Origin of the sequence: Sphingomonas panacisoli (genome assembly GCF_007859635.1) — a bacterium.
Taxonomy (GTDB): domain Bacteria; phylum Pseudomonadota; class Alphaproteobacteria; order Sphingomonadales; family Sphingomonadaceae; genus Sphingomonas; species Sphingomonas panacisoli.
In genome coordinates, this window is sequence record NZ_CP042306.1 from 2,700,279 (window position 1) to 2,721,935 (window position 21,657).

A 21,657-nucleotide genomic window follows, 5' to 3' on the forward strand; every position below is an offset into this window, starting at 1 on the left:
GCCGGTAATGGCTAGCGATCTGCGCAAGACTGGATGGCGATGGGTGGCGGCGCTGGCGCTGGCGTTCGCCACGATCCTGTTTCCCGTCCGCGTCGCCGCCGACGACATCGCCGCCACGTCGCGCAGCGTGGTCCGCGTCGTCACCATCGCGATCGTCGATCAGGAAGTCGTCGGATTCGGCCATGGCTCGGGCTTCGCGGTCGGGCCGAACCGGATCGTCACCAACGCGCACGTCGTGGCACTCGCGCAGCAATATCCCGACAATGTCGTGATCGGCGTGGTGCCGTCCGAGGGCAGCAAATCGTATCAGGGCCGCGTCATCGCGATCGACAGCAAGCGCGACCTGGCGCTGATCGAGATCGTCGGGGCGAAAATTCCGCCGGCCACGCTCTACGGCGGATCGCTCGACGACAGCACCGGGCTCGTCTCGCTCGGCTATCCGGGCAATGTCGATATCGCCAGCGCGCAGTCGGCCGCCGATTACATCAAGCCGCTCGCGCCCGTCCGGTCGGAGGGGTCGCTGTCCGCGACGCGGACGGTCAACGGCGTCAGCGTGCTGCTCCACACCGCCAGCATTTCGCGCGGCAATTCGGGCGGACCGGTGCTCGACCGCTGCGGCCGCGTGCTTGGGGTCAATTCAGCCATCACCAAGGGGCAGGAAGGCGACGCCAATTTTGCCTTCGCGATCAGCGAGGCCGAGCTCGCCGCGTTCCTCAACCAGGCCAAGCAACCGTTCGCCGCGGTTACCAATCCGTGCATGACGCTCGAAGCGCGGTTGAGCGCGGATCAGGCCGCCGACCGCGCCGCCGCCGAAGCCGCCGATGCCACTCGCCGCGACGCTGCGGCCAAGACGCAACTGGCGCGCGAGCAAGCGGCCGAGCAGGCGCGGATCGATGCCCAGCGCAGCACCGAGAACGTCATCGCGATCGCAGCACTGATGCTCGTCCTCGGCGCGCTGGCGGTCGGCGGCGGCGGAATGCTCTATCAGCGCGACAAGCAGCGCGAGGCGGTTTGGGCGGCGTCGGCGGGCGGCGTGCTGATGCTGGCGGCGATCATCGTGTTCGTGCTGCGCCCCGGCGACAAGCCGATCCCGGCCAAGGGCGGGTACGAAGTGCCGGTCGCCAACCTGAGCCCGACTCCAGCGATCCTCCCGCTCGGCAAGATGGTGTGCAAGTTCGTCCCCGACCGCAGCCGCCTGACGGTGTCGAGCGGATCCGATGTCAGCCTCGATTGGGGCCAGGACGGCTGCATGAACGAGCGCACGCAATATGCCGACGATAACGGCAAATGGGTCCGCGTGCTGGTGCCGGGCGACGAACAGACCGTGTCGGTCGTCGAATTCGACCCGAAGACGCGCGCCTATACCAACTATCGCTACTTCCTGAGCGCCGACCAGATGGATGCCGCGCGCAAGATCCGCTCGCAAATCCCGCTGAAGCAATGTTCCGCCGACGCGCAGGCGCGCACGCAGCTCGGCACGCAGCAGCAATCGATCCGCGCCGCGCTACCGCCCAGCTATAGCGAGAAGCTGGTCTATTCCTGCGCGCCGGCCAACTGACGGCGGCGGACCCAGGACGGCGCGATGAAGTTGCCGCGCCGCCATGCGATAACGAGGAACACGACGCCGACCGCGGTCGCCACCGCCATCGCCGGCAACGACGCTTCCGGTCCGAACGCCCCGCCCGTAATGAGGTCCGATCCGCCGATCCAAGGCCGTAGCAAGCCGTCTATGCTCAATCCCGACACCGGCGTGCCGTAGATCCCGCCCTCGGCGAAGTTCCACGCCGCGTGTAACCCGATCGCGACCCACAACCGCCGCGTGATCATGTAGACCGCCGCCAGCATGATCCCTGCTTCGAATGCGATACCGGCCGCGGCGACCCAGGTTGCGTTTGGGTTGGCGAGATGGCCGGCGCCGAAGAATGCCGCCGATAATGCCAGTGCGGCCCAGCTCCCCAACCACCGCTCGAACAGCCGGAAGAACAGTCCGCGGATCGCGATCTCCTCGCTGAAGCCCGGAAAGATGCCGATCGACAACGCAAGCGGCAGCACCTCCGCGCCGCGCGTGCCGATCACGCGATAGCTGCCCAACGCCGCGATCACGCCGACGACCACGCTCAACAGCGCCACGCCGATCGCAAACCCGATCGCCAGTTCCTTGGCCGCCGGCGGAAAAGCGAATTCATCGACCGGCCGACGCTCAACGAAGCGAACGAACAGCCAATAAGCGCCGAAGAAGATGCCCGCACCAATGAACGCGCTCAGGAGTCCGGCCGAATCATTGGTCTTCGCCCCCATCGCCCGGTTGATCGTTCCGTACAGAAGCACGCACGCTAAAATCATCGGTACCGACAGGACCAGCAAGGTCATCGGGTGATGGATGAAGCGCCACACTACGCTGCCCGGTGGTGTGTTCGGTTCGCAAGGCTGCATGACGTCCCTCCTCGGGCGCCGAGCCTAGTCCAGCGATCTAGCCTCTGTCGATCCGCGCGGCGAAGCAGCCGGGCTTGGCATTGTAGGCGTGGAGGTAGGCGACCGCCGGATCGGCCAGCCACGGCTCGATCACCGCGTCGAGTTCGCTACCGTCGATCACGTCGGCCTTGAGCAGCATGCCCTCATCGTCGAACGCGCGCAGCGCCAATAGGCGGCGCGCCAGTTGAAGTGGCACCGCATCGCGATATTCCGCCGCTTCGGTTGCGCCCTCGCGGACGTAGATCGCGTAGGACCCGCGATAGGGACTATCGACCGGCAGATGCTGATGGTTGAGCAGGATAAGGTCCTCGCCCGGTTCGGCATCCTCCAGCGTCACCCGGCAGGGAAAGCCCGGCTTGGTGTCGGCACGGCGGCGGACGGCATTGTGTTCGGCCAGCGCGGCGTCGCTCAACCCGAACAGATGCTCGAAAGACGCCGGGTCGAGGCCGCGGATCATATAGGCCATCACTTCACGCCTTCGCGGGTGCGCAATGCAACTTTGCGATCGACACCATAAGCATAGCCGCCGATCGACCCGTCGCTGCGTTGCGCGCGGTGGCAGGGGACGACGACCACGACATGGTTCTTGCCGCAAGCGGTGCCGGCGGCGCGCACCGCCTTAGGATTACCGGCCGCGGCGGCGAGTTCGGCATAGGTGCGCGTCTCGCCCGCCGGAGTCTCGCGCAACGCCTGCCACACCGCTTCCTGGAACGCGGTCCCCTGGACGTCGAGCGGCAAGTCATGGTCGCGCTCGGGCGATTCGACGCTTTCCACGACGCGCGCAGCCAGGCTCGCCAGCGCCGCGCCGCCCTGAACGATTTCTGCCTTGGGGAAGTGCTGCGCGAGGCTCAGCGCATCCTCGTCGAAGGCGACGCGACACAATCCCTTGTCGGTCGCCGCGATCAGCAATTTGCCCAAGCTGGTGTCGGCGATCGTCCAGCGGATCGTCACGCCCGCGCCGCCCTTGCGCCACGCACTCGGCGTCATGCCCAGCCGCCGCGCACCGCCTTCGTAGAAACGGCTCGGTGCCGAATAGCCGGCTTCGTAGATCGCGCCGGTCACGCTGTCCTCGCTCTTCAGCGCCGCCGCGACCCGCGTCGCGCGCAGGCCCCGCGCATAGGCCGCCGGCGTCACCCCGGTCGCGCGCTTGAACAAGCGGTGGAAATGATGCGGCGCATAGTCGACCAGATCGGCAAGTTGCTCGAGCGGAATGACGTCCTCCGCCGCTTCGATCAGCGCCACGGCCTTCGCAACGGCAATGCGATCGCGGCCGACCTCGTCGGGCTTGCAGCGCAGGCAGGCGCGATACCCGGCGGCGCGCGCCTCGGCACCGTCACGAAAGAACTCGACATGCTTGCGCTTCGGGTGCCGCGCCGGGCAGCTCGGCTTGCAATAGATGCCGGTGGTCTTGACCGCGCCGACGAAGCGCCCGTCGAACGCGCGATCGCGGCGTTCGAAAGCGGCCCAGGCGGCGGTGGCGTCGATGAGGTCGTTTGTCATGGCCCCTATTTAAGTGTTCGCACGAAGGCTCGCTTCCCGCCGATTGCGCTCAAAGCGAGCGGTCGATCGCGTAGACGACGTGCACCACCGGCTTGCCCGCCATTTCGGCGCGATGCTCGCGCGGCGTCAGGTATCCGCCGATCTTCTCCACCGCCCGGCGCGAGCGGACGTTGGTGTCGCCGACCAGGAAGATGACGCGTTCGACCGAACGGAAGGCGTGGTCGAGCATCAGCGCCTTCATCTCGGTATTGAACCTTCCGCCCCAATGGCTGCGCGCGAGGAAGGTCCAGCCGATCTCGACCTCGCCCGGTTCGGCGCGGTCGAATTCGTAGCGCGAGCTACCGATGATCTCGCCCGTCGCGCGATCGATCGCGACGAGCATGCCGCCCGACGCGATGCCGTCGTCGAAGAATTTGCGGAACACGGACTCCTGCCAGCGGTCGTGCGCCGGATGGACTTCCCAGATCTGCGGATCGCTCGCGACGGCGAACAGCGCGGCGAAATCGTCGGGCGTAGCGGGTCTCAGTTCGATCAGGTCGCCCGTCAGATGTGGTTGGCGATCCATCATTTGGGCGTCGAGCTGGGCGCCGGCGAGGGGTCGTCAGCCGGCCGGGCGCCTTGCGTGACGACCAGGTCGCCGGGAGCCTCGGCTTTCGCGCTTGGTTGCTCGACGTTAGCGATTGGCTCGGCGGTTGCCGATGGCTGCGCGGTAGGGAACGGCGTGTGCGGGATACTCATGAAATAGGCCGTGCCCCCGGCGAGAATGGCACCCAGGGCGATGAAGAACAGCAGCAGGAAGCGATTCGTCCTGCCGCCGCTATTCGGCGAGACTGGAGACACTAAGGTCGCTGACGACACCGCGGGTTCAGGCGAAACGGGTGGACCGCTGTGTAGCAAAGGCGGAACAGCCATATCATCGGGCCTGACGCCCTCCAGCGGATCCCGACTCATCGCCTCGCCTCCCCTCCCCGTCAGCGATCTATCACGACATCAATCGTTCGTAGAAGCCGCCATAGCGTCCGGCCGGGTCGACCAGATGGATCTCCAAAATCCAGAACCGCTCCTGCCCCAACGGATCGGGATCGCGCAGCCGCCCAGGATTCTCGGGATTGATCCGGTAGAAATCTTTCTCGCCCGGCAGGTGCGCATGCGGGAATTCGCCGACGATATGTCCCGCGATCACCCCGCCGAAACGCCAGCCAGCCGCGGCGGCATTGTCGCACGCGAAGGCATAGAGGTCGGCGCCGGTGACATCGGGATCGCTATCGAACCGCGCCTTCACCGCATCGAACTGCGTCGAAAGGTCGGCGACCAGCCGATGCTTGTCGGGATCGTCGCCGACGACGTAGCTGCGCCCGACATCCGCCTCCCACTCTTCGAACACTGGCCCCAGATCGAGATAGACCAAATCGTCGTCGGCGATCGTCAGGACCGGCGGATTGTCGCGCGCGGTGGCAAGGCCGTTGGCGCCGGCGCGAACGATCCTTTTGTGCCAATGCTTCTCGACGCCGAACTCGGCGAGCGCGAACGCGTAGATGTCTTGCTCGACCTCCCGCTCGGTCCGCCCGGCCGCGACCAGCCCGCGCGCCTCGATCATGTCGAGCAGCGCCAGCGCCTTCCCTTCGGCGGCGTGCAGTTCGGCGCGGCGGTCGGTGGTCACTTCGCCTTGGCCGCCTTGATGCTCTTCGAAATGACGATCTCGGCCAGCCGTGCGCCGGGGATCAGGATGCCGGCCGCCTCGACGCCCGCATTGATCAGGAACTCGGCATCGACCGCCCGGCCCAGGAATTGTTCGAACGTGTTGCCGCCGACCTTGGTTTCGCCGGTGACCCCGTCGAACTCGACCACGGCCTCCTTGCCCTGCCAGCGATAGCGGAACGCATAGACCGGGCGGTAATAGAGATCGATGTGATGGATCGAGAGCTTCTCCTCCAGCACGCGGTCCGCAGTGATTCGCTCGATCGAACTGGCCAGCACGTCGCGAACCAGCATCGACGCCTTGGCCTGGGGCGGAACGACCACCGCGCCATCGGCGGCGGTCTTGGCCAGGATGTCGGCGTCGATCAGCGTCGCGTTGTGGCCTAGGTATAGGGCAGCGCCGGCATCGGCCGCCCCGCTGATCGCGTCGTAATAAGCGGCGCGGTGAATTTCGTCGTGGCATCGCTCGACGCCGCTGATCGTGAACGCGCCGGTATCGACGGGATGCGTCTTCCCGTCGGCCTCGACCTGCACGACGTTGGGATCGACCGGCACGCGATAGTCCTTCGCGCGCTCGTACGTCATCGTCGCGGTACACGCGACGTGGTAGAACGGCTGCAACCGCCGCTCGCGGTAGACGGTCTCGAAATCCTCGTCCTTGGGCCGTGACAGGAAGCTACCGATCTTCGCCATCGTCCCGAACGCGTCGGTCCGCTTGATCCATGCGCGCCCCTCCGCATGGTCCATGTTGAACCGGTCGGCGAGCAGCAGCATTCGTTCCTGGGCGAGTTCGACGTCCATCCGGTCCCCCTGTGGCGGAAAACACAATCGACACGGCGAACGCCGCGGGGTCAAGCGGGTTGCATCCCACGCCCCCCTTTGCTAGTCGCGCGCCAACCCATCCGAGGGCGGCTAACGGGCTGCCCTCTTTTCGTATGGGCAACATTACCTTTTCAAGAGGACCCTCATCGCGTGGAGTCATCCGGCGGTATTCAAGCGAGTTTAGGTGGGCGCTACGCAACGGCGCTGTTCGAGCTCGCGCGCGATTCGAAGGCGATCGACACGGTCGAGGCGAGCCTCGCCACCGTGCGTCAGGCGCTGGCCGAATCGGCTGATTTCAAGGCGCTGACGACCAGCCCGCTGCTCGGCCGCATCGACGCGGCGAAGGGCGTCGCGGCGGCGGCCAAGGCGATGGGTCTCGACGCCACGACCACCAGTTTCCTCGGCGTGCTCGCGCAGAATCGCCGGCTGAACCAATTGCCGGCGATCATCCGCGCGTTCCGCGGCCTCGCCTCGCGCCATCGCGGTGAGACCACCGCCGACGTGACCTCGGCGCACCCGCTGTCGGACGCGCAGGTGATCGAACTCAAGCAGCAGCTCCGCCAGCGTGTCGGCCGTGAGGTCGCGGTGGAACTCAACGTCGACAAGAATCTGCTGGGCGGACTCGTCGTCCGCATCGGCTCGCAGATGATCGATTCGTCGATCCGCACTCGTCTCAACACTCTCGCGCACGCGATGAAGGGCTAAGCAACATGGATATCCGCGCCGCAGAAATCTCGAAGGTCATCAAGGACCAGATCGCCAATTTCGGCACCGAGGCCGAAGTCTCCGAAACCGGCCAGGTGCTGTCGGTCGGCGACGGCATCGCCCGCATCCACGGGCTCGACAACGTCCAGGCGGGCGAGATGGTCGAGTTCGCGAACGGCGTGCAGGGCATGGCGCTCAACCTCGAAGCCGATAATGTCGGCGTCGTGATCTTCGGCTCGGACGCCGAGATCAAGGAAGGCGACGTCGTCAAGCGGACCGGCACTATCGTCGACGTTCCTGTCGGCAAGGGCCTGCTCGGCCGCGTGGTCGACGGTCTCGGCAACCCGATCGACGGCAAGGGGCCGATCGTTTCCGACCAGCGTTCGCGCGTCGAAGTGAAGGCGCCGGGCATCATTCCGCGCCAGTCGGTGTTCGAACCGATGCAGTCGGGCCTGAAGGCGATCGACGCGCTCGTGCCCGTCGGCCGCGGCCAGCGCGAGCTGATCATCGGCGACCGTCAGACCGGCAAGTCGGCCGTCGCGATCGACACCTTCATCAACCAGAAGTCGGTCAATGCCGGCGACGACGAAACGAAGAAGCTGTATTGCGTCTACGTCGCGGTCGGCCAGAAGCGTTCGACCGTCGCGCAGCTCGTCCGCACGCTGACCGAAAACGGCGCGATGGATTATTCGATCGTGGTCGCCGCGACCGCGTCGGACCCGGCCCCGCTGCAGTTCCTGGCACCCTATACCGGCACCGCGATGGGCGAATATTTCCGCGACAACGGCATGCACGCGCTGATCGTGTTCGACGATCTGTCGAAGCAGGCGGTCGCGTATCGCCAGATGTCGCTGCTGCTGCGCCGCCCGCCGGGCCGCGAAGCCTATCCGGGCGACGTGTTCTATCTCCACTCGCGTCTGCTCGAGCGCGCCGCCAAGATGTCGGACGCGAACGGCGGCGGATCGCTGACCGCGCTGCCGATCATCGAAACCCAGGCGGGCGACGTCTCGGCCTACATTCCGACCAACGTGATCTCGATCACCGACGGCCAGATCTTCCTCGAAACCGACCTGTTCTTCGCGGGCATCCGTCCCGCCATCAACGTCGGCCTGTCGGTCAGCCGCGTCGGCTCGGCCGCGCAGACCAAGGCGATGAAGAAGGTGTCGGGCTCGATCAAGCTCGAACTCGCCCAGTATCGCGAGATGGCGGCGTTCGCGCAGTTCGGGTCGGACCTCGATGCCTCGACCCAGAAGCTGCTCAATCGCGGTGCGCGCCTGACCGAGCTGCTCAAGCAGCCGCAGTTCAGCCCGCTGCCGTTCGAAGAGCAGACCGCTTCCATCTTCGCGGGTACGCAGGGCTATCTCGACGGCATCCCGGTCGAAGCGGTCACCCGCTACGAAGCGGCGATGCTCGCCGACCTGCGCGCGAACCATAAGGACGTGCTGAAGGCGATCCGCGACGACAAGGATCTGAAGGACGGTACGCGCGACAAGCTGAAGGCCGCGCTCGACGCGTTCGGCAAGACGTTTGCGTAAGTGACTAACCGTCACCCCAGCGAAAGCTGGGGTCTCGTGCGGCTTGAGATCCCAGCGTTCGCTGGGATGACGAAATTGGGAAAACGATGGCTAGCCTGAAGGCCCTGAAAATCCGGATCAACTCGGTCAAATCGACCCAGAAGATCACCAAGGCGATGAAGATGGTCGCCGCCGCGAAGCTGCGTCGTGCGCAGGAAGCGGCCGAGGCCGGGCGTCCCTATGCGTCGCGGCTGGAGAAGGTCGTGGCGAGCCTGGCGTCGACCATCACCGTCGGTCCGAACTCGCCGAAACTGCTCGCGGGCACCGGCAGGGATCAGGTCCACCTGTTCGTCGTCACCACCAGCGACAAGGGTCTGGCCGGCGCGTTCAACACCAACATCGCGCGCCTGGCACGGCGCCGTGCCGGCGAGTTGATCGCCCAGGGCAAGACGGTCAAGTTCTACACGATCGGCAAGAAGGGCCGTGCGGTCCTCAACCGCCTGTACCCCAACGACTTCGTGCATTCGATCGAGCCGGGCGATCTCGGCAAGCTCGCCTTCGCCGATGCGCGGGGCTATGCCGAGGACTTGATCGCACGTTACGAGGCGGGCGAGTTCGACGTCGCGCACCTGTTCTATTCGCACTTCAAATCGGTGCTGACGCAGGAACCCACCGAGCAGCAACTCATCCCGGTCTCCATTCCGGCGGCGTCGGGCATCGCGACCGACGGCGTGTCGGCGGCGGTCGAATACGAGCCCGACGAGGAGGAAATCCTCGCTGATCTCCTTCCGCGTAACGTCGCGATCCAGCTGTTCCGCGCGATGCGGGAGAATGCCGCGTCGGAGCAGGGGTCGAAGATGACCGCGATGGACAACGCCACGCGCAACGCCGGCGACCTGATCAAGCGATTGAACATCGTCTACAATCGCCAGCGCCAGGCCGCGATCACGACGGAATTGGTTGAAATTATTTCCGGGGCAGAAGCCCTTTAATCATCACTGTTCCCCGGCGAAGGCCGGGGCCCAGTTACAAAGGTCCCTCAACTGGACCCCGGCCTTCGCCGGGGAACACGTAGGAAGAGAAGAGAGTAGAGATGGCTACCACTGCCCCCGCCGCTAAGAAGCCCGCCGCCAAGAAGCCGGCTGCGCCGAAGGCCGCCAAGGCCCCGACCGCAACTGCGCCCAAGGCGACAACCAACAATGTCGGTGTCATCAGCCAGGTGATCGGCGCCGTCGTCGACGTGAGCTTCCCGGACAATCTCCCGGCGATCCTCTCGGCGCTCGAAACCGACAATAACGGCAGCCGCCTGGTCCTCGAAGTCGCGCAGCATCTCGGCGAGAACACCGTCCGCACGATCGCGATGGACTCGACCGAGGGTCTGACCCGCGGCCAGAACGTCACCGACACCGGCTCGCAGATCCGCGTCCCGGTCGGCCCGGCCACGCTCGGCCGCATCCTCAACGTCATCGGCGAGCCGATCGACGAGCGCGGCCCGGTCGCGACCACCGACACCGCGCCGATCCACGCCGCGGCGCCCCTGTTCGTCGATCAGTCGACCGAAAGCTCGATCCTGGTCACCGGCATCAAGGTCATCGACCTGCTCGCGCCGTACGCGAAGGGCGGCAAGATCGGCCTGTTCGGCGGCGCCGGCGTCGGCAAGACCGTGCTGATCCAGGAACTGATCAACAACATCGCCAAGGGTCACGGCGGCACGTCGGTGTTCGCCGGCGTCGGCGAGCGCACCCGCGAGGGCAACGATCTCTACCACGAATTCCTCGACGCGGGCGTCATCGCCAAGGACAAAGACGGCAACGCCATTTCCGAAGGGTCGAAGGTCGCGCTGGTCTACGGCCAGATGAACGAGCCTCCCGGGGCGCGGGCGCGCGTCGCGCTGTCGGGCCTGACCATCGCCGAATATTTCCGCGACCAGGAAGGCCAGGACGTGCTCTTCTTCGTCGACAACATCTTCCGCTTCACCCAGGCGGGCGCCGAAGTGTCGGCGCTGCTCGGCCGCATTCCGTCGGCGGTGGGCTATCAGCCGACCCTGTCGACCGACATGGGCGCGCTGCAGGAGCGCATCACCTCGACCAACAAGGGCTCGATCACTTCGGTGCAGGCCGTGTACGTCCCCGCGGACGACTTGACCGACCCGGCGCCGGCGACCTCTTTCGCCCACTTGGACGCGACGACCGTGCTCAACCGCGCGATCTCCGAACTCGGCATCTATCCGGCGGTCGATCCGCTCGATTCGACCAGCCGCGTGCTCGAGCCGCGCGTCGTCGGCCAGGATCACTACGACACCGCGCGTGCGGTTCAGTCGATCTTGCAGAAGTACAAGTCGCTGCAGGACATCATCGCGATCCTGGGCATGGACGAGCTGTCGGAAGAAGATAAGCTGACCGTGTCGCGCGCGCGCAAGATCCAGAAGTTCCTGAGCCAACCGTTCCACGTCGCCGAGGTATTCACCAACATCCCCGGCAAGTTCGTCGCGATCGAGGACACGGTGAAGTCGTTCAAGGCGGTCGTCGAAGGCGAATACGATCACCTCCCCGAAAACGCCTTCTACATGGTCGGCGGTATCGATGAAGCGATCGCCAAGGCCGAGAAGATGGCGCAGGAGGCGTAAGCTGGGTCCTTCTCCCCTTGTGGGAGAAGGATACGAAGACTTGGTCGCGGAGCGGCCTAGTCGAAGTTGGATGAGGGGGACTCCCCCTCACCCTCCCACCGCCTCCGGCGGCGGGCCCCCTCCCTCTCCCACAAGGGGAGAGGGGTAACAGGACCAAGGCAATGCTGCACTTCGAACTCGTCACCCCCGAAAAGCTCCTCCGCTCGGAGGAGGTGTATCAGGTCGTCGTCCCCGGCACCGAGGGCGATTTCGGCGTGCTCGAAGGCCATGCGCCGGTCATGTCGACGATCCGCGACGGCAACCTTGCGATCTACAAGGCCGAGAAGAGCGAGCCCGAACTGGTGCCGATCCAGGGCGGTTTCGCCGAAGTGTCGGCGACGGGGCTCACGATATTGGCCGAACAGGCCGGCTGACCGCGTCGCCCCAGCGAAAGCTGGGGTCTCAGGCCGCTCCTATCGCAAGAGATGCCAGCTTTCGCTGGCATGACGACAGGGTTTAATTCCCGCCCTGACGCCCGTATTTCCAGCCATATTTCTGGCTGCCGTCCATCAGGCTGATCTCGGCGTTCAGCCCCATCCCCTCACGCCAATAGTGGATCCGCTGCGGATAATCGTGGCTGGGATTGGCGAACACCATGTCGCGCGGTCCCGACGAGACCATCGGAAACGCGACCCGCTTCCCGCCCTTCACCGAACCGTAGAACACCAGCGTCCCATCGGCCCCGCGCTCGATCTGCATCGTCTCCCACGACTTGACCTGGTCGCCGCGGCCGTCGCGGCCCGACCCCATCATGTGGTCGGCGCGCGGGCCGGTCCAGCATTCCTCGGTCCAGTTGGGGCCCTTCTGCTCCAGCCAGCATCCGCTCATCCAGCCGGGCATCGCCGGCGCGTTCGACGCGCCCGTCGCCAGCAGGGCTAGGCCCATCACCATCAATCGCCGCATTGCCATCTCTCCCCGCGCGTCATGCGGCGCGCATAGCATAATATCGTTCCAATGTAGGATTTCGTCTGACAGGCTCGCGCCATGCATCGGATGCGCCTTTTTCCCGTCATCGAGCAGCGCGTCACCGGCGCGTCGCCATCGCCTAGGCGGCGCGTTATCGTTGCGCGGACGTGTCGTCCGTGGCGCACGATCGTCGCGGCGGTGGCGCGTCCCCGGCGCTTCGCCGAAGCATCACCGGTGCAAATCGGACAAACGGCGCCACGAGTGTCACCTATGTAACCTTCGGCGCCTCAAAACGGGAGCAGCCCCGGAGTCGCAAGCGGCCCCGCGCTCTGCTACGCTTCGCTCGCAGACCGGCCCAGCCGGCGTAGCAGGAGAGCCGCCCGATGCAGCAATTGAGCGCGATGGACGCGTCGTTCGTCTACATGGAAACGCCGCATACGCCGATGCATATCGGGTCGGTCGGCATCTATGATCCCTCCACCGCGCCCGACGGGTTCGTGCGGTTCAAGGACATCCTGCGCTTCATCGAACAACGCCTGCCGGGCGCGCGGTCGTTCCGCCAGCGACTGGTGCGCGTGCCGTTCGACGTCGATCATCCCTATTGGATCGAAGACCCCGAGTTCGACATAGAATTCCACGTCCGCCACATCGCCCTCCCCAAGCCTGGCGACTGGCGTCAGCTGTGCATCCAGGTCGCGCGGCTCCACGCCCGCGCGATGGATCTGACCAAGCCGCTCTGGGAATTCACCGTGGTCGAGGGGCTCGACAATATCCCCGGCATCCCGCCGGGTTGCTTCGCCCTGGTGTCGAAGGTCCATCACGCAGCGATCGACGGCATGTCGGGGGTCGAGATGTCGGCCGCCGTGCACGACCTCGACGCGAAGATGACCGCACCGGAGAAGCCCGACACCTGGCAACCCGACAACATGCCCCGCGTCGCCGATCTGCTGGCGCGCAGTTACTTCAACAATCTGCTCCAGCCGATGCGCATCGCCGAGACGATCGGCCGCTCGCTGCCCGGCATGGCGAAGCTCGCGGTGCAGGCCGGCAAGGGCGACGTCAGTCTCAAGAACACCCGCCCCGCGCCCAAGACGCGCTTCAACGGCAAGGTCTCCGCGCATCGCGTGTGGGACGCCGTGCCGTTCAAGCTCGCCGAGGTCCGCGCGATCAAGGAAGCGGTGCCGGATGCGACGGTCAACGATGTGATCCTGACGGTCGTCGGCGGGGCGTTGCGCAGCTACCTCAAGGACAAAGGCGACCTGCCCAAGGAAACGCTGACCGCGATGGCGCCGATTTCGGTGCGGCAGGAGGGCGAGAAGGCGGCGCTCGGCAATCTCGTGTCGGCGATGGTGGTGGGGCTCGGCACGCAGATCGAGGATCCGCTCGAACGCCTGCGCTTCGTCCATGACGACGCGGTCAATTCGAAGGCGATGACCAACGCGGTCGGGGCGAAGACGCTGGCAGATTACAGCAAGCTCATCCCCTCAGGCCTCGCGGGCCTGGGCGCGCGGCTCTACACGCGGGTGGGCGCGGCGAATATGCACGCGCCCGCGTTCAACTGCGTCGTGACCAACGTACCCGGCCCCAAGGTGCCGCTCTATTTCTGCGGCGCGAAGATGGTCGCGATGGCGGGAACGGCGCCGGTGTTCGACAGCATGGGGTTGATCCACCCGGTCTATTCCTATGTCGATACGATCGCGGTGTCGTTCACCGCCGATCGCGACATGCTGCCCGATCCCGACGTCTATGCGGCCGCGCTGCGGTCGTCGTTCGAGGCGCTGAAAGCGGCGGCGCTCAAGCCCGCTGCCGCGAAGAAGGAAGCTAACGAGAACAAGCCGGCGCCGCGCAAGGCACCGGCCAAGCCCAAACCCGCGCCCAAGCGCGCTGCCAAAGGAGCGAAGTGATGGCGAAGAAGGTCAAGGACGCGATCGAGAAAGGCGCCAAGCGCGCGAAGGACGCGACCGACCGCGCGGCGACGGCGGCGAAGGGCGTCGCCGATCGCGTCGAAGCGGCCGGCGACCGCGTCCGCAAATCGGGCGAGAAGATCGCCAAGCAGGGCTCGGCGGTCAGCCTCAAGGTGATCGAGCAGGCCGAACTCAACACCCGCGAAGCGTTCGCCGCGATGCGAGCCGCCGCGGCCGCCGCGAACCCGGCCGAAGTCGCGAAAATCCAGGGCGACTATCTGCGCCAGCAGGGCGCCCGCTCGCTCGCGCACGCGCGGGAGATCGGCGAGATGATCATGCAGATCGGCCGCGAGGCGACCGGGACGGAAAAGAAGTAGGACGTTCGCCGATGTTGCGCGTCATTCTGGGGGCCATCGCGCTTGCCTGCCTGGCCGCCGGCATGTTGCCGGCGCATGCCCAAGAGGTACTGTCGGCGGCGCGCGACGGCCAGAAGGATTTCGACTTCGAAATCGGCACGTGGACCACGTCGGTTCGCGTGCTGCGCAACTCGCTATCCGGCCAGACGCCCGACTGGGCCGAATATACGGGCACCAGCGTCGTTAAGCCGTTGCTCGACGGGCGCGCCAATTTCGTCGAGCTTTCGGTCGCAGGCGCCAAGGGCAAGATCGAGGGTGGATCGCTACGGCTCTACAATCCGCAGACGCGGCAATGGAGCCTCAACTTCGCGTCTTTGCGCAACGGGATGCTCACCGCGCCGGTCTATGGCGGGTTCGGGGAGTCGAAGCGCGGCGTCTTCTACGGTCAGGACATGGTCGATGGGCGCGCCGTGATGGTGCGGTTCGTCATCACCCTGGTCTCACCGAGCGAGGCGCATTTCGACCAGGCTTTCTCGACGGATGGCGGCGCGACGTGGGAGAGCAATTGGGTCGCGGTCGATACGCTGAGGACGCGCTCTACCGGCTAGGCGTGTCCGGCCGACGGATAGACCAAAGCGCGCAGCCCGCTGCGTTCGAACGGGTGCCAGTCGTCCTCGGCCTGCGCCAACCGGTCCGCGATCGCGTACAGCACGCTGGCGTTGACCCCGAGGCCGCAATGACTGCCATGGACCTCGATATTGTCGGACATCGGTCCGATTTCCTCGCAGCAATTCTGCCACGCGACGACGCCGTCGGCCCGCGAATAGATCGCGGTCGAGGGCACTGGGGGCGGCGCGGAGACTTCGTGGAGTTGCGCCTTGGTATGGTCGGCGTCGATCTTCTGGCCGGTCAGCATTTCGTAGGCACGCCAGACGTTCGACGCCTTGGGACTGCCCGAAAAGGGCGAGCCGAGCGTTATGACCTGGCGGATCGCGTGCGGGATGCGCTTGGCGACCAGTCGCGCCATGACGCCACCGAGGCTCCAGCCGACCAGGCTGACCTTCTGCCCGCTCGCCTCGTGCACCGCGAGCACGCGCTCGATCAGCTTCTCGCCCTGATGCCCGATCGCCTTGGGACCCAAGTTGCGGCCGAGATCCCAGGTATGCGCGGCATAACCGTGCCGCTTGAGGAAGCCGCGCAGGATACCGGTCGACCGGTCGCTGGTGACGAAGCCCGGCAGCACGATGACCGGATGCCCGTCGCCCTTGGGCGCGGTCGCCAGCATCGGCGCGGCCCACGGCAATGTGCCCAATTCGAACAAAGCACGCGGCAATTCGGTCAGCGCGAGCAGCGCGGACGGCGCCTTGACGCTCGTTGGGGGTACTGCACTGGCCATCAACTCTTCTCCCTGCATGGCGAGCGGCATCTACGCGCCGTCTCGCCGATTCGATCCCTATTCGATACCGATCGCCTGATGTCGCGCCGCGACGCGCGCGGCGTCGTAGCTGAGGATGGCGATGTCGTGGCTTGTGCCGTCCGCCCCGCGCACCTGATCTTTCAACATCGCCTCCGCGCGGAAACCGACGCCTTCGAAAAGCGCGATCGACCCGGTCTGGTCCACCGTCATCCGCGCGGTCAGCTTGGCGAGGCCGCGTTGCTGCGCGATCATGAAGATCGCCTGGAGCAAGTCGCTCCCCAGCCCCGATCCGCGTCGGCCGGACGCAACGAGCAACCGCACCTCACCGACATGGCGCGACCAGCTGAGCGGATCGTGGACCAACGCCGCGGTCGCGACGATCGCGCCGCCATCCTCGGCAACCAGACTGTCGATCTCCCCGGTTTCGATCGCATCGAGCCATGCCGTGACCACACGCGGTTCGCGCACGTCGCGGCTGAGGAACAGCAGATCGTGCTCGGGCAGGCTCGCGGCGAAGGCGATCACCTTGTCGCGGTCCTCGGGACGGAAGCGGCGGATGACGTGGCTCATGTCGATCGCTCTCCCAGCCACGCGACGAGGTTTGGCCACAGCCGCTTGATCGCGTTCGGGCCGGCGACCAAGCTGACATGCCCGCCCTTGAGCATGATGCCCTGCTTGTCGGTCGATCCGACCATGTCGATCAGCGGTGCGGACGCCGCGGTCGGGACGATATGGTCGTGCTCGGCCGTGACGTGAAGGAACGGCACCGTGATCTCGGACAGATCGACTATCTGCCCACCGACATCGAGCGTCCCCGCGAGCAACTCATTGCCCCACATCAGTTTCTTCGTCGTCTGGCGGAAATACTCGCCCGCCAGCGGCAGGCTGTCCGAGGTCCAGCGATCGAACATGCGATACGACTTCACGAACTCGTCGTTCCACAGATTGTCGTAGAGCCGGATATTGCCCGCGGTGCGCGCGGCGGGGCGCAGCATATCGAACGCCGTGTAGAGGTAGTCGCCCGGGCAATTGCCGAACGTATCGACCAGCTTATCGACGTCGAAGAAGCGCCGATCGGCCCAGGTCTGGAACATCTCCATCTGCGAAAAATCGACCGGCGTGGTGAAGGTGACGAGGTTCGCGAGCCCCGCGTCGGGATGCAGCGCCGCCCAAAGCAGCGACAACACGCCGCCGAAACAATAGCCGACGACGTTGATGTCATCCTCGCCCGTCTCCGCCTTCACCCGCGCGACCGCGGCCGGCAGGAAATCGAGCACATAGCTTTCCAGCGTCAGATTCTTCTCGTCGGCGCGCGGCGCATCCCAGTCGAGCATGAACACGTCGAACCCGGCGTCCAGGAGATATTCGACCAGGCTTTGCCCCGGCACCATGTCGAAGATATAACCGCGGTTGGTCGTCGCCATCACCAGCAGGATCGGCACGCGATACACGTCGTCGGTACGCGGATGGTAGTGATAGAGCCGCATCGTGCCGCGTTCGATCAGCACGTCCTTGGGCGTCGCGCCGAGTGTCGGCCCGCTGGTCTGGAAGTATTCGAGCCCTTTCAGGTTGCGCTGCATCGCCCGTTCAAACTCGACGCGCGCTGCGTCGGCCATGTCGAGGGCGGCGGTCGCCAAGCGTCAGCCCTTGGCCGCCGGGGGTTTGCGCGTCCGGCTCGGCTTGGGCCGGCTGGCGCGCTCCGGCGGACCGCCGAGTTTCTCCTCGATCCGGCCCAACGTCGCCTCCATTCGGGCGAGCCGAGCGGACAGGTCCTCGATTTCGGCGCGGCTCGGCATGTTGGCGGCGGCCAGCGCACGGGTCATCATGGCATTCACGGCTTCCTGATTGTTCATTTGCGCGGCGGTGGCGCCGTGCATGAAGCGCGTGAATTCGTCCGACTTGGCGACGCCGCCGCCAAGACTGTTCGCCATCTTCTCCCATTCGCCCAGCATCTCGCGGAACATCGCGGCCGGATCGGTGCTAGTCATGCGCACATCCTGAGTCCGCTTGCCGGATACGTCAAGCGAGCATTTTCGCTGCGGTGGGACGGCACAGCGGCGGCTGCATCGTCACACGTAACCGGTTCTTAGGTCCCGTCTGGCATAGCGGCGACCATGGCTGCCCTGCGCTATCCGCTGATCGATCCCAACCCGCCGCGGCTGAGCGAGCATCTGGACGTGCTGAAGCGGGTCGAGGAATCGGGAATCTACTCCAACAACGGCCCGGAACTGCGCGCGTTCGAAGCGGAAGCGACGGCGAAGCTGTTCGACGGCCAGGGCGCCTGCCTTGGGGTCGGCAACGCCACGCTGGGCCTGATGCTGGCGATCCGGCACGCGATCGGCCGAGCCCCCGGGCACGGCAAGCTCGCTTTGATGCCAGTCTTCACTTTTGCGGCAACCGCGCAGGCGGCCGAATGGTGCGGACTGACGCCGCTGCTCGCCGATATCGATCCCGGCGACTGGACGATGTGCGCGGCGGCCGAAGAGCGGCTGCTGCAACGGCATGGCGATCGGATCGCCGCGGTCATCCCCTATGCGACGTTCGGCACCGCGATCGATCTCGACCGCTATGCCTGGCTGATGCGGCGCTATCAGGTGGGTGTGGTGATCGACGCCGCCGCTTCGCTGGGCACGATCGACGCCGAGGGACAAGGGTTCGGTACCGGTGCGCCGTTCGCGATCGTCTACTCGCTTCACGCCACCAAGACCTTTGCCGTGGCCGAGGGCGGGTTGATCCATTGCGGCGACCCTGCCGTGATCGACGAGCTGCGCCGGATGGGCAATTTCGGGTTCGCCGGCAGCCGAGCGGCGACGATGCCGGGGCTGAACGCCAAGATGCCGGAGATCGTCGCCGCCATGGCGCGGCTCAAGCTCGCCGAGATCGATCGGGTGGTCGCCAGTCGCGCGGAGGTCGAAACGGCCTATCGCGATGTGATGGCCAACGTGACCCTGCAGCAGGTCGCAGGCGAACGCCGTGCGACGCAATTCATGCCGGCACTGCTGCCAGTTCACGTCGATCGCAACCGCGTGATTGCCGCGCTGGCGGCCGAAGGCATCGGTTGCGGCGCGTATTTCAGCCCGCATTTGGGGCAGCAGCCTTGGTTCCGCGACCATGCGCTGGCCGGACCGACACCGGTCGCCGACGACGTCGCCGCGCGCGTCATTTCTCTGCCGATCACCGACGCGATGACCCCGGCGGATGCGCGCGCGATCGCGACACAGGTCGATGCGATCGTCGCCGCGCAAGGCATCTCGACACGCCCGAGTGCAATCGATTCCATGCTGGTGATCGGCGGCGGCCCCGCGGGCACCGCTTTGCTCACCGCAGCGTCGAAGCAGGGCAAGCTCGCGGACCTGGCGCAAGCCGGCCTGACCATCGTCGAACGCGACGACGCGCTCGGCGGCGGACGCCTTGGACGCTACGCCATTTCCTCGGACTCGACCGCAGAGACCTTCCTCAGCGCGGTCAAGGACAACCCGCATCCCGAGATCGCGGCGTTGGTCGATCATCCCGCGGCGCGCCAAGTGGCGAAGTTCGCCGGCGCGCTCGGCGTGCCGCTGGTCGATGCCGGGCCGCTGCTGCGCGTGACCGGCGATCGGCTGGCGCAGATCGTCTCGGCGAACGGTGGTCGCGTCGCAACGGGGCATGAAGTTATCGACGCGCGCCGCCAGCCCGACGGCGGCTGGTCCACGCGCGTGCGGCGACTGTCCGACGGCGCGATTAGCGACCATCGCTCGACAACCATCGTGATCGCGACAGGGGGTCACCAGCCGCTCAATCGTCTCGTCGGCCAGCACGTCGCCGGCGTGCCGCTCCATCAACTCGCCGACGGCAAGCTGATGCAGTCGGACGAATTGCTGGCGCTCGGCGGGCTCGATCGTGCTGCGGATGTGCTGCGCAGCAAACGAAATCCCAAGGTCGTGGTCATCGGCGGCTCGACCAGTGCGCTCGCCAGCGTCGCGTTGATGCTCCGCAGCCGCCCCGGCATCGCGTTCGGCGCCGGCGGGATCACCCTGCTCCATCGACGCCCGCTTCGCCCCTTCTATCACAGCGCCGAGGCCGCGCGCGCCGACAGCTTCGACGACTTCACCGACGACGACATCTGCCCGGTATCGGGCTTCGTCTACCGCCTCGGCGGCTTCCGGCTCGAAGCGCGCGAGCTCGTGCTGCGGATGCTGCAGGTCGATGGCCGCGCGCCCGATCCGCGTGTCGCGTCGCACCTGATTGGCGACAACGAGAACGCCGCGCGGCGGATGATCGAAGATGCCGATCTCGTCATCGGGGCGCTCGGCTATCGCCCGCACGCGCTGCCGCTGTTCGACGTCGCCGGCCAACCGATCGCACTCGCCGCGCATGACGGCCGGCCGATGGTCGATCCGCATTGCCGCGTGCTCGATGCGAACGACCGACCGATCCCGGGCGTATTCGGCATCGGCCTTGCCGCCGGCTTCGTCCCGTGGGGCCGCCTCGGCGGCGAGGCAAGCTTCAGGGGCCAGGCCAACGGCTTGTGGTTGTGGCAGAACGACGTTGGGCAAATGATCGTCGATCAAGTGCTCGGCGAACAGGAGCGCGCGGTCGCATGAACCAGCCGGTCGTCAGCGTCGTCATGGCGGCGTATAACGGTGCTGACCTGATCGGCGAGACGCTCGACAGCCTGTGGGCACAAAGCTTCGCCGATTTCGAAGTCATCGTCGTCGACGATTGTTCGACCGACGACACGCTCGACGTCTTGCGCGCCTGCCCCGATCCGCGCCTGCGCATCATCGCCGCCAAGCACAACGCCGGCCCGGTCCGCAGTCGGAACCGCGCCTTCGCCAAGGCACGCGGGCGGTACGTTGCCGGGCTCGACCAGGACGATATCTGCCTGCCGGAACGCTTTGCCCGCCAGGTCGCCTATCTCGATGCCCATCTCGACATCGTTCTGCTCGGGACCGCCGCCGCGATCCTGGAGGACGGCACGGTCACGTCGAGCATCAAATCGCCGGTCACAACACCACGGCTGGTCGAATGGCTCCTGCACATCGAAAATCCGCTGGTCTGGTCGACGGTGATGGTCCGCCGTAACGCCGTACCCGCAGGCGACTTTACGCGGCCCGATTTCCTCTATGCGGAGGATTTCGATCTCTACAATCGAATGGCGCGGATCGGCGGGATCGCACGGCTCGACGATCCGTCGCTTCTCTACCGCAAGCATGAGCGCGGCGCGTCGAAACGCTATGTCGATACGATGCAGGCCAGCGCAACGCGCGTGCTCGAGGAAAGCTATGCCGCCGCCGGTGCGCAGAACCCCTATGCCGATGCGCGGCTGATCGTCGATCATCTGATGCGCGGCACCCCCGTGCCCGATCGCATGACGCTCGAACGGCTGGGCGAACTGATCGGCGAACTGCAGGCCGACTTCCTCGCGAGCCGCGCGGTCGACGAGGAAAGCCTGGCGATGATCCGTTGGGAAACCGCGCTTCGTTGGGGCAAGGTCGTTCGCACCGCGCTCAAGGCGGGTACGATCGGCCTCGCCGCCGCGATGGCGGTACGCCCCGATCATCTCGGCATGGGCTATTCGAGCGTCGACGAACTGCTGACCGCCACCATGGTCGGCGGCGCGCGCAACGCCATCCGCCGCAACCGCGCGGCCTGACCCCCTTCCCGCGCGACCGCTTGACTGTCGCGCGGCTTTGTCGTCCGATGCCGCGCGGGGGGG

At 66.2% G+C, this 21,657-nt stretch carries 23 protein-coding genes; 11 read left to right on the plus strand and 12 right to left on the minus strand.

The window, feature by feature from the left end:
• Positions 1-7 precede the first annotated feature (7 nt).
• Positions 8-1,558: a S1C family serine protease gene (locus FPZ24_RS13425; RefSeq protein ID WP_146572799.1), complete on the plus strand. Its 1,551-nt coding sequence runs from the start codon at positions 8-10 to the stop codon at positions 1,556-1,558.
• On the opposite strand, the gene FPZ24_RS13430 is transcribed toward FPZ24_RS13425, so the two are convergent.
• From FPZ24_RS13430 to FPZ24_RS13460, 7 genes are read right to left on the minus strand one after another with little or no spacing between them, the layout of a single operon-like run.
• Positions 1,534-2,433 (minus strand): CPBP family intramembrane glutamic endopeptidase, encoded by a 900-nt coding sequence (locus tag FPZ24_RS13430; protein ID WP_146572801.1) that lies wholly within the window; start codon positions 2,431-2,433, stop codon positions 1,534-1,536. The genes FPZ24_RS13425 and FPZ24_RS13430 overlap by 25 nt on opposite strands.
• 37 nt (positions 2,434-2,470) lie before the next feature.
• On the minus strand, positions 2,471-2,938 hold the full coding sequence (locus FPZ24_RS13435; RefSeq protein WP_146572803.1) for a DUF1203 domain-containing protein: 468 nt from the start codon (positions 2,936-2,938) through the stop codon (positions 2,471-2,473).
• Complete coding sequence (ada, locus tag FPZ24_RS13440; RefSeq protein ID WP_146572805.1) at positions 2,938-3,972, minus strand: bifunctional DNA-binding transcriptional regulator/O6-methylguanine-DNA methyltransferase Ada; 1,035 nt, start codon at positions 3,970-3,972, stop codon at positions 2,938-2,940. Before ada ends, FPZ24_RS13435 begins: the two co-directional genes overlap by 1 nt.
• A 49-nt stretch (positions 3,973-4,021) precedes the next feature.
• On the minus strand, positions 4,022-4,537 hold the full coding sequence (locus FPZ24_RS13445) for a GNAT family N-acetyltransferase (RefSeq protein ID WP_186728862.1): 516 nt from the start codon (positions 4,535-4,537) through the stop codon (positions 4,022-4,024).
• Entirely contained in the window at positions 4,537-4,923 is a 387-nt protein-coding gene (locus tag FPZ24_RS13450; protein ID WP_146572809.1) for a hypothetical protein, read from the minus strand. The genes FPZ24_RS13445 and FPZ24_RS13450 overlap by 1 nt, the downstream gene beginning before the upstream one ends.
• Before the next feature lie 31 nt (positions 4,924-4,954).
• Entirely contained in the window at positions 4,955-5,632 is a 678-nt protein-coding gene (locus FPZ24_RS13455; RefSeq protein ID WP_240047469.1) for a M24 family metallopeptidase, read from the minus strand.
• Positions 5,629-6,471 (minus strand): hypothetical protein, encoded by an 843-nt coding sequence (locus FPZ24_RS13460; RefSeq protein WP_146572811.1) that lies wholly within the window; start codon positions 6,469-6,471, stop codon positions 5,629-5,631. Before FPZ24_RS13460 ends, FPZ24_RS13455 begins: the two co-directional genes overlap by 4 nt.
• 171 nt (positions 6,472-6,642) lie before the next feature.
• Between FPZ24_RS13460 and FPZ24_RS13465 the strand changes: the two genes are divergently transcribed.
• The 5 genes from FPZ24_RS13465 (at position 6,643) to FPZ24_RS13485 (ending at position 11,750) form a co-directional block, all read left to right on the plus strand.
• The gene (locus tag FPZ24_RS13465) at positions 6,643-7,197 is read left to right on the plus strand and encodes a F0F1 ATP synthase subunit delta (RefSeq protein WP_146572813.1); all 555 of its coding nucleotides are present in this window, start codon (positions 6,643-6,645) and stop codon (positions 7,195-7,197) included.
• Positions 7,198-7,202: 5 nt separating this feature from the next.
• Positions 7,203-8,732, plus strand: coding sequence for a F0F1 ATP synthase subunit alpha (gene atpA / locus FPZ24_RS13470; protein WP_146572816.1), 1,530 nt, complete (start codon positions 7,203-7,205; stop codon positions 8,730-8,732).
• An 86-nt stretch (positions 8,733-8,818) separates the two neighbouring features.
• A complete protein-coding gene (locus FPZ24_RS13475) occupies positions 8,819-9,703 on the plus strand; it encodes a F0F1 ATP synthase subunit gamma (protein ID WP_146572818.1) in 885 nt (294 codons plus the stop codon).
• Between the two features lie 101 nt (positions 9,704-9,804).
• Positions 9,805-11,337 (plus strand): F0F1 ATP synthase subunit beta, encoded by a 1,533-nt coding sequence (gene atpD, locus FPZ24_RS13480; RefSeq protein WP_240047470.1) that lies wholly within the window; start codon positions 9,805-9,807, stop codon positions 11,335-11,337.
• A 161-nt stretch (positions 11,338-11,498) separates the two neighbouring features.
• Positions 11,499-11,750, plus strand: coding sequence for an ATP synthase F1 subunit epsilon (locus tag FPZ24_RS13485; protein WP_146572820.1), 252 nt, complete (start codon positions 11,499-11,501; stop codon positions 11,748-11,750).
• Between the two features lie 82 nt (positions 11,751-11,832).
• Here FPZ24_RS13485 and FPZ24_RS13490 read toward each other — a convergent pair whose 3' ends face one another.
• The gene (locus FPZ24_RS13490; RefSeq protein WP_240047472.1) at positions 11,833-12,279 is read right to left on the minus strand and encodes a DUF6265 family protein; all 447 of its coding nucleotides are present in this window, start codon (positions 12,277-12,279) and stop codon (positions 11,833-11,835) included.
• Between the two features lie 386 nt (positions 12,280-12,665).
• Between FPZ24_RS13490 and FPZ24_RS13495 the strand changes: the two genes are divergently transcribed.
• From FPZ24_RS13495 to FPZ24_RS13505, 3 genes are read left to right on the plus strand one after another with little or no spacing between them, the layout of a single operon-like run.
• A complete protein-coding gene (locus FPZ24_RS13495) occupies positions 12,666-14,186 on the plus strand; it encodes a WS/DGAT/MGAT family O-acyltransferase (RefSeq protein WP_146572822.1) in 1,521 nt (506 codons plus the stop codon).
• The gene (locus FPZ24_RS13500) at positions 14,186-14,563 is read left to right on the plus strand and encodes a phasin family protein (RefSeq protein WP_146572824.1); all 378 of its coding nucleotides are present in this window, start codon (positions 14,186-14,188) and stop codon (positions 14,561-14,563) included. Before FPZ24_RS13495 ends, FPZ24_RS13500 begins: the two co-directional genes overlap by 1 nt.
• Before the next feature lie 11 nt (positions 14,564-14,574).
• Positions 14,575-15,150 (plus strand): hypothetical protein, encoded by a 576-nt coding sequence (locus FPZ24_RS13505; protein WP_205012842.1) that lies wholly within the window; start codon positions 14,575-14,577, stop codon positions 15,148-15,150.
• On the opposite strand, the gene FPZ24_RS13510 is transcribed toward FPZ24_RS13505, so the two are convergent.
• Genes FPZ24_RS13510 through FPZ24_RS13525 form a run of 4 tightly spaced genes read right to left on the minus strand, consistent with a single transcriptional unit; the run spans position 15,147 to position 17,947 of the window.
• Entirely contained in the window at positions 15,147-15,938 is a 792-nt protein-coding gene (locus FPZ24_RS13510) for an esterase/lipase family protein (protein WP_146572826.1), read from the minus strand. The two genes, FPZ24_RS13505 and FPZ24_RS13510, sit on opposite strands and share 4 nt — an antisense overlap.
• Before the next feature lie 57 nt (positions 15,939-15,995).
• Positions 15,996-16,529 (minus strand): GNAT family N-acetyltransferase, encoded by a 534-nt coding sequence (locus FPZ24_RS13515; RefSeq protein WP_146572828.1) that lies wholly within the window; start codon positions 16,527-16,529, stop codon positions 15,996-15,998.
• Positions 16,526-17,596, minus strand: a complete 1,071-nt coding sequence (locus FPZ24_RS13520; protein WP_240047473.1) for a PHA/PHB synthase family protein — start codon at positions 17,594-17,596, stop codon at positions 16,526-16,528. The genes FPZ24_RS13515 and FPZ24_RS13520 overlap by 4 nt, the downstream gene beginning before the upstream one ends.
• Positions 17,597-17,599: 3 nt before the next feature.
• Entirely contained in the window at positions 17,600-17,947 is a 348-nt protein-coding gene (locus FPZ24_RS13525) for a poly(R)-hydroxyalkanoic acid synthase subunit PhaE (RefSeq protein ID WP_146572830.1), read from the minus strand.
• Between the two features lie 126 nt (positions 17,948-18,073).
• On the opposite strand from FPZ24_RS13525, the gene FPZ24_RS13530 reads away from it, so the two are divergent.
• Positions 18,074-20,542 (plus strand): DegT/DnrJ/EryC1/StrS family aminotransferase, encoded by a 2,469-nt coding sequence (locus FPZ24_RS13530; RefSeq protein WP_146572832.1) that lies wholly within the window; start codon positions 18,074-18,076, stop codon positions 20,540-20,542.
• A complete protein-coding gene (locus tag FPZ24_RS13535; protein ID WP_146572834.1) occupies positions 20,539-21,594 on the plus strand; it encodes a glycosyltransferase family 2 protein in 1,056 nt (351 codons plus the stop codon). The genes FPZ24_RS13530 and FPZ24_RS13535 overlap by 4 nt, the downstream gene beginning before the upstream one ends.
• Positions 21,595-21,657: the final 63 nt, after the last annotated feature.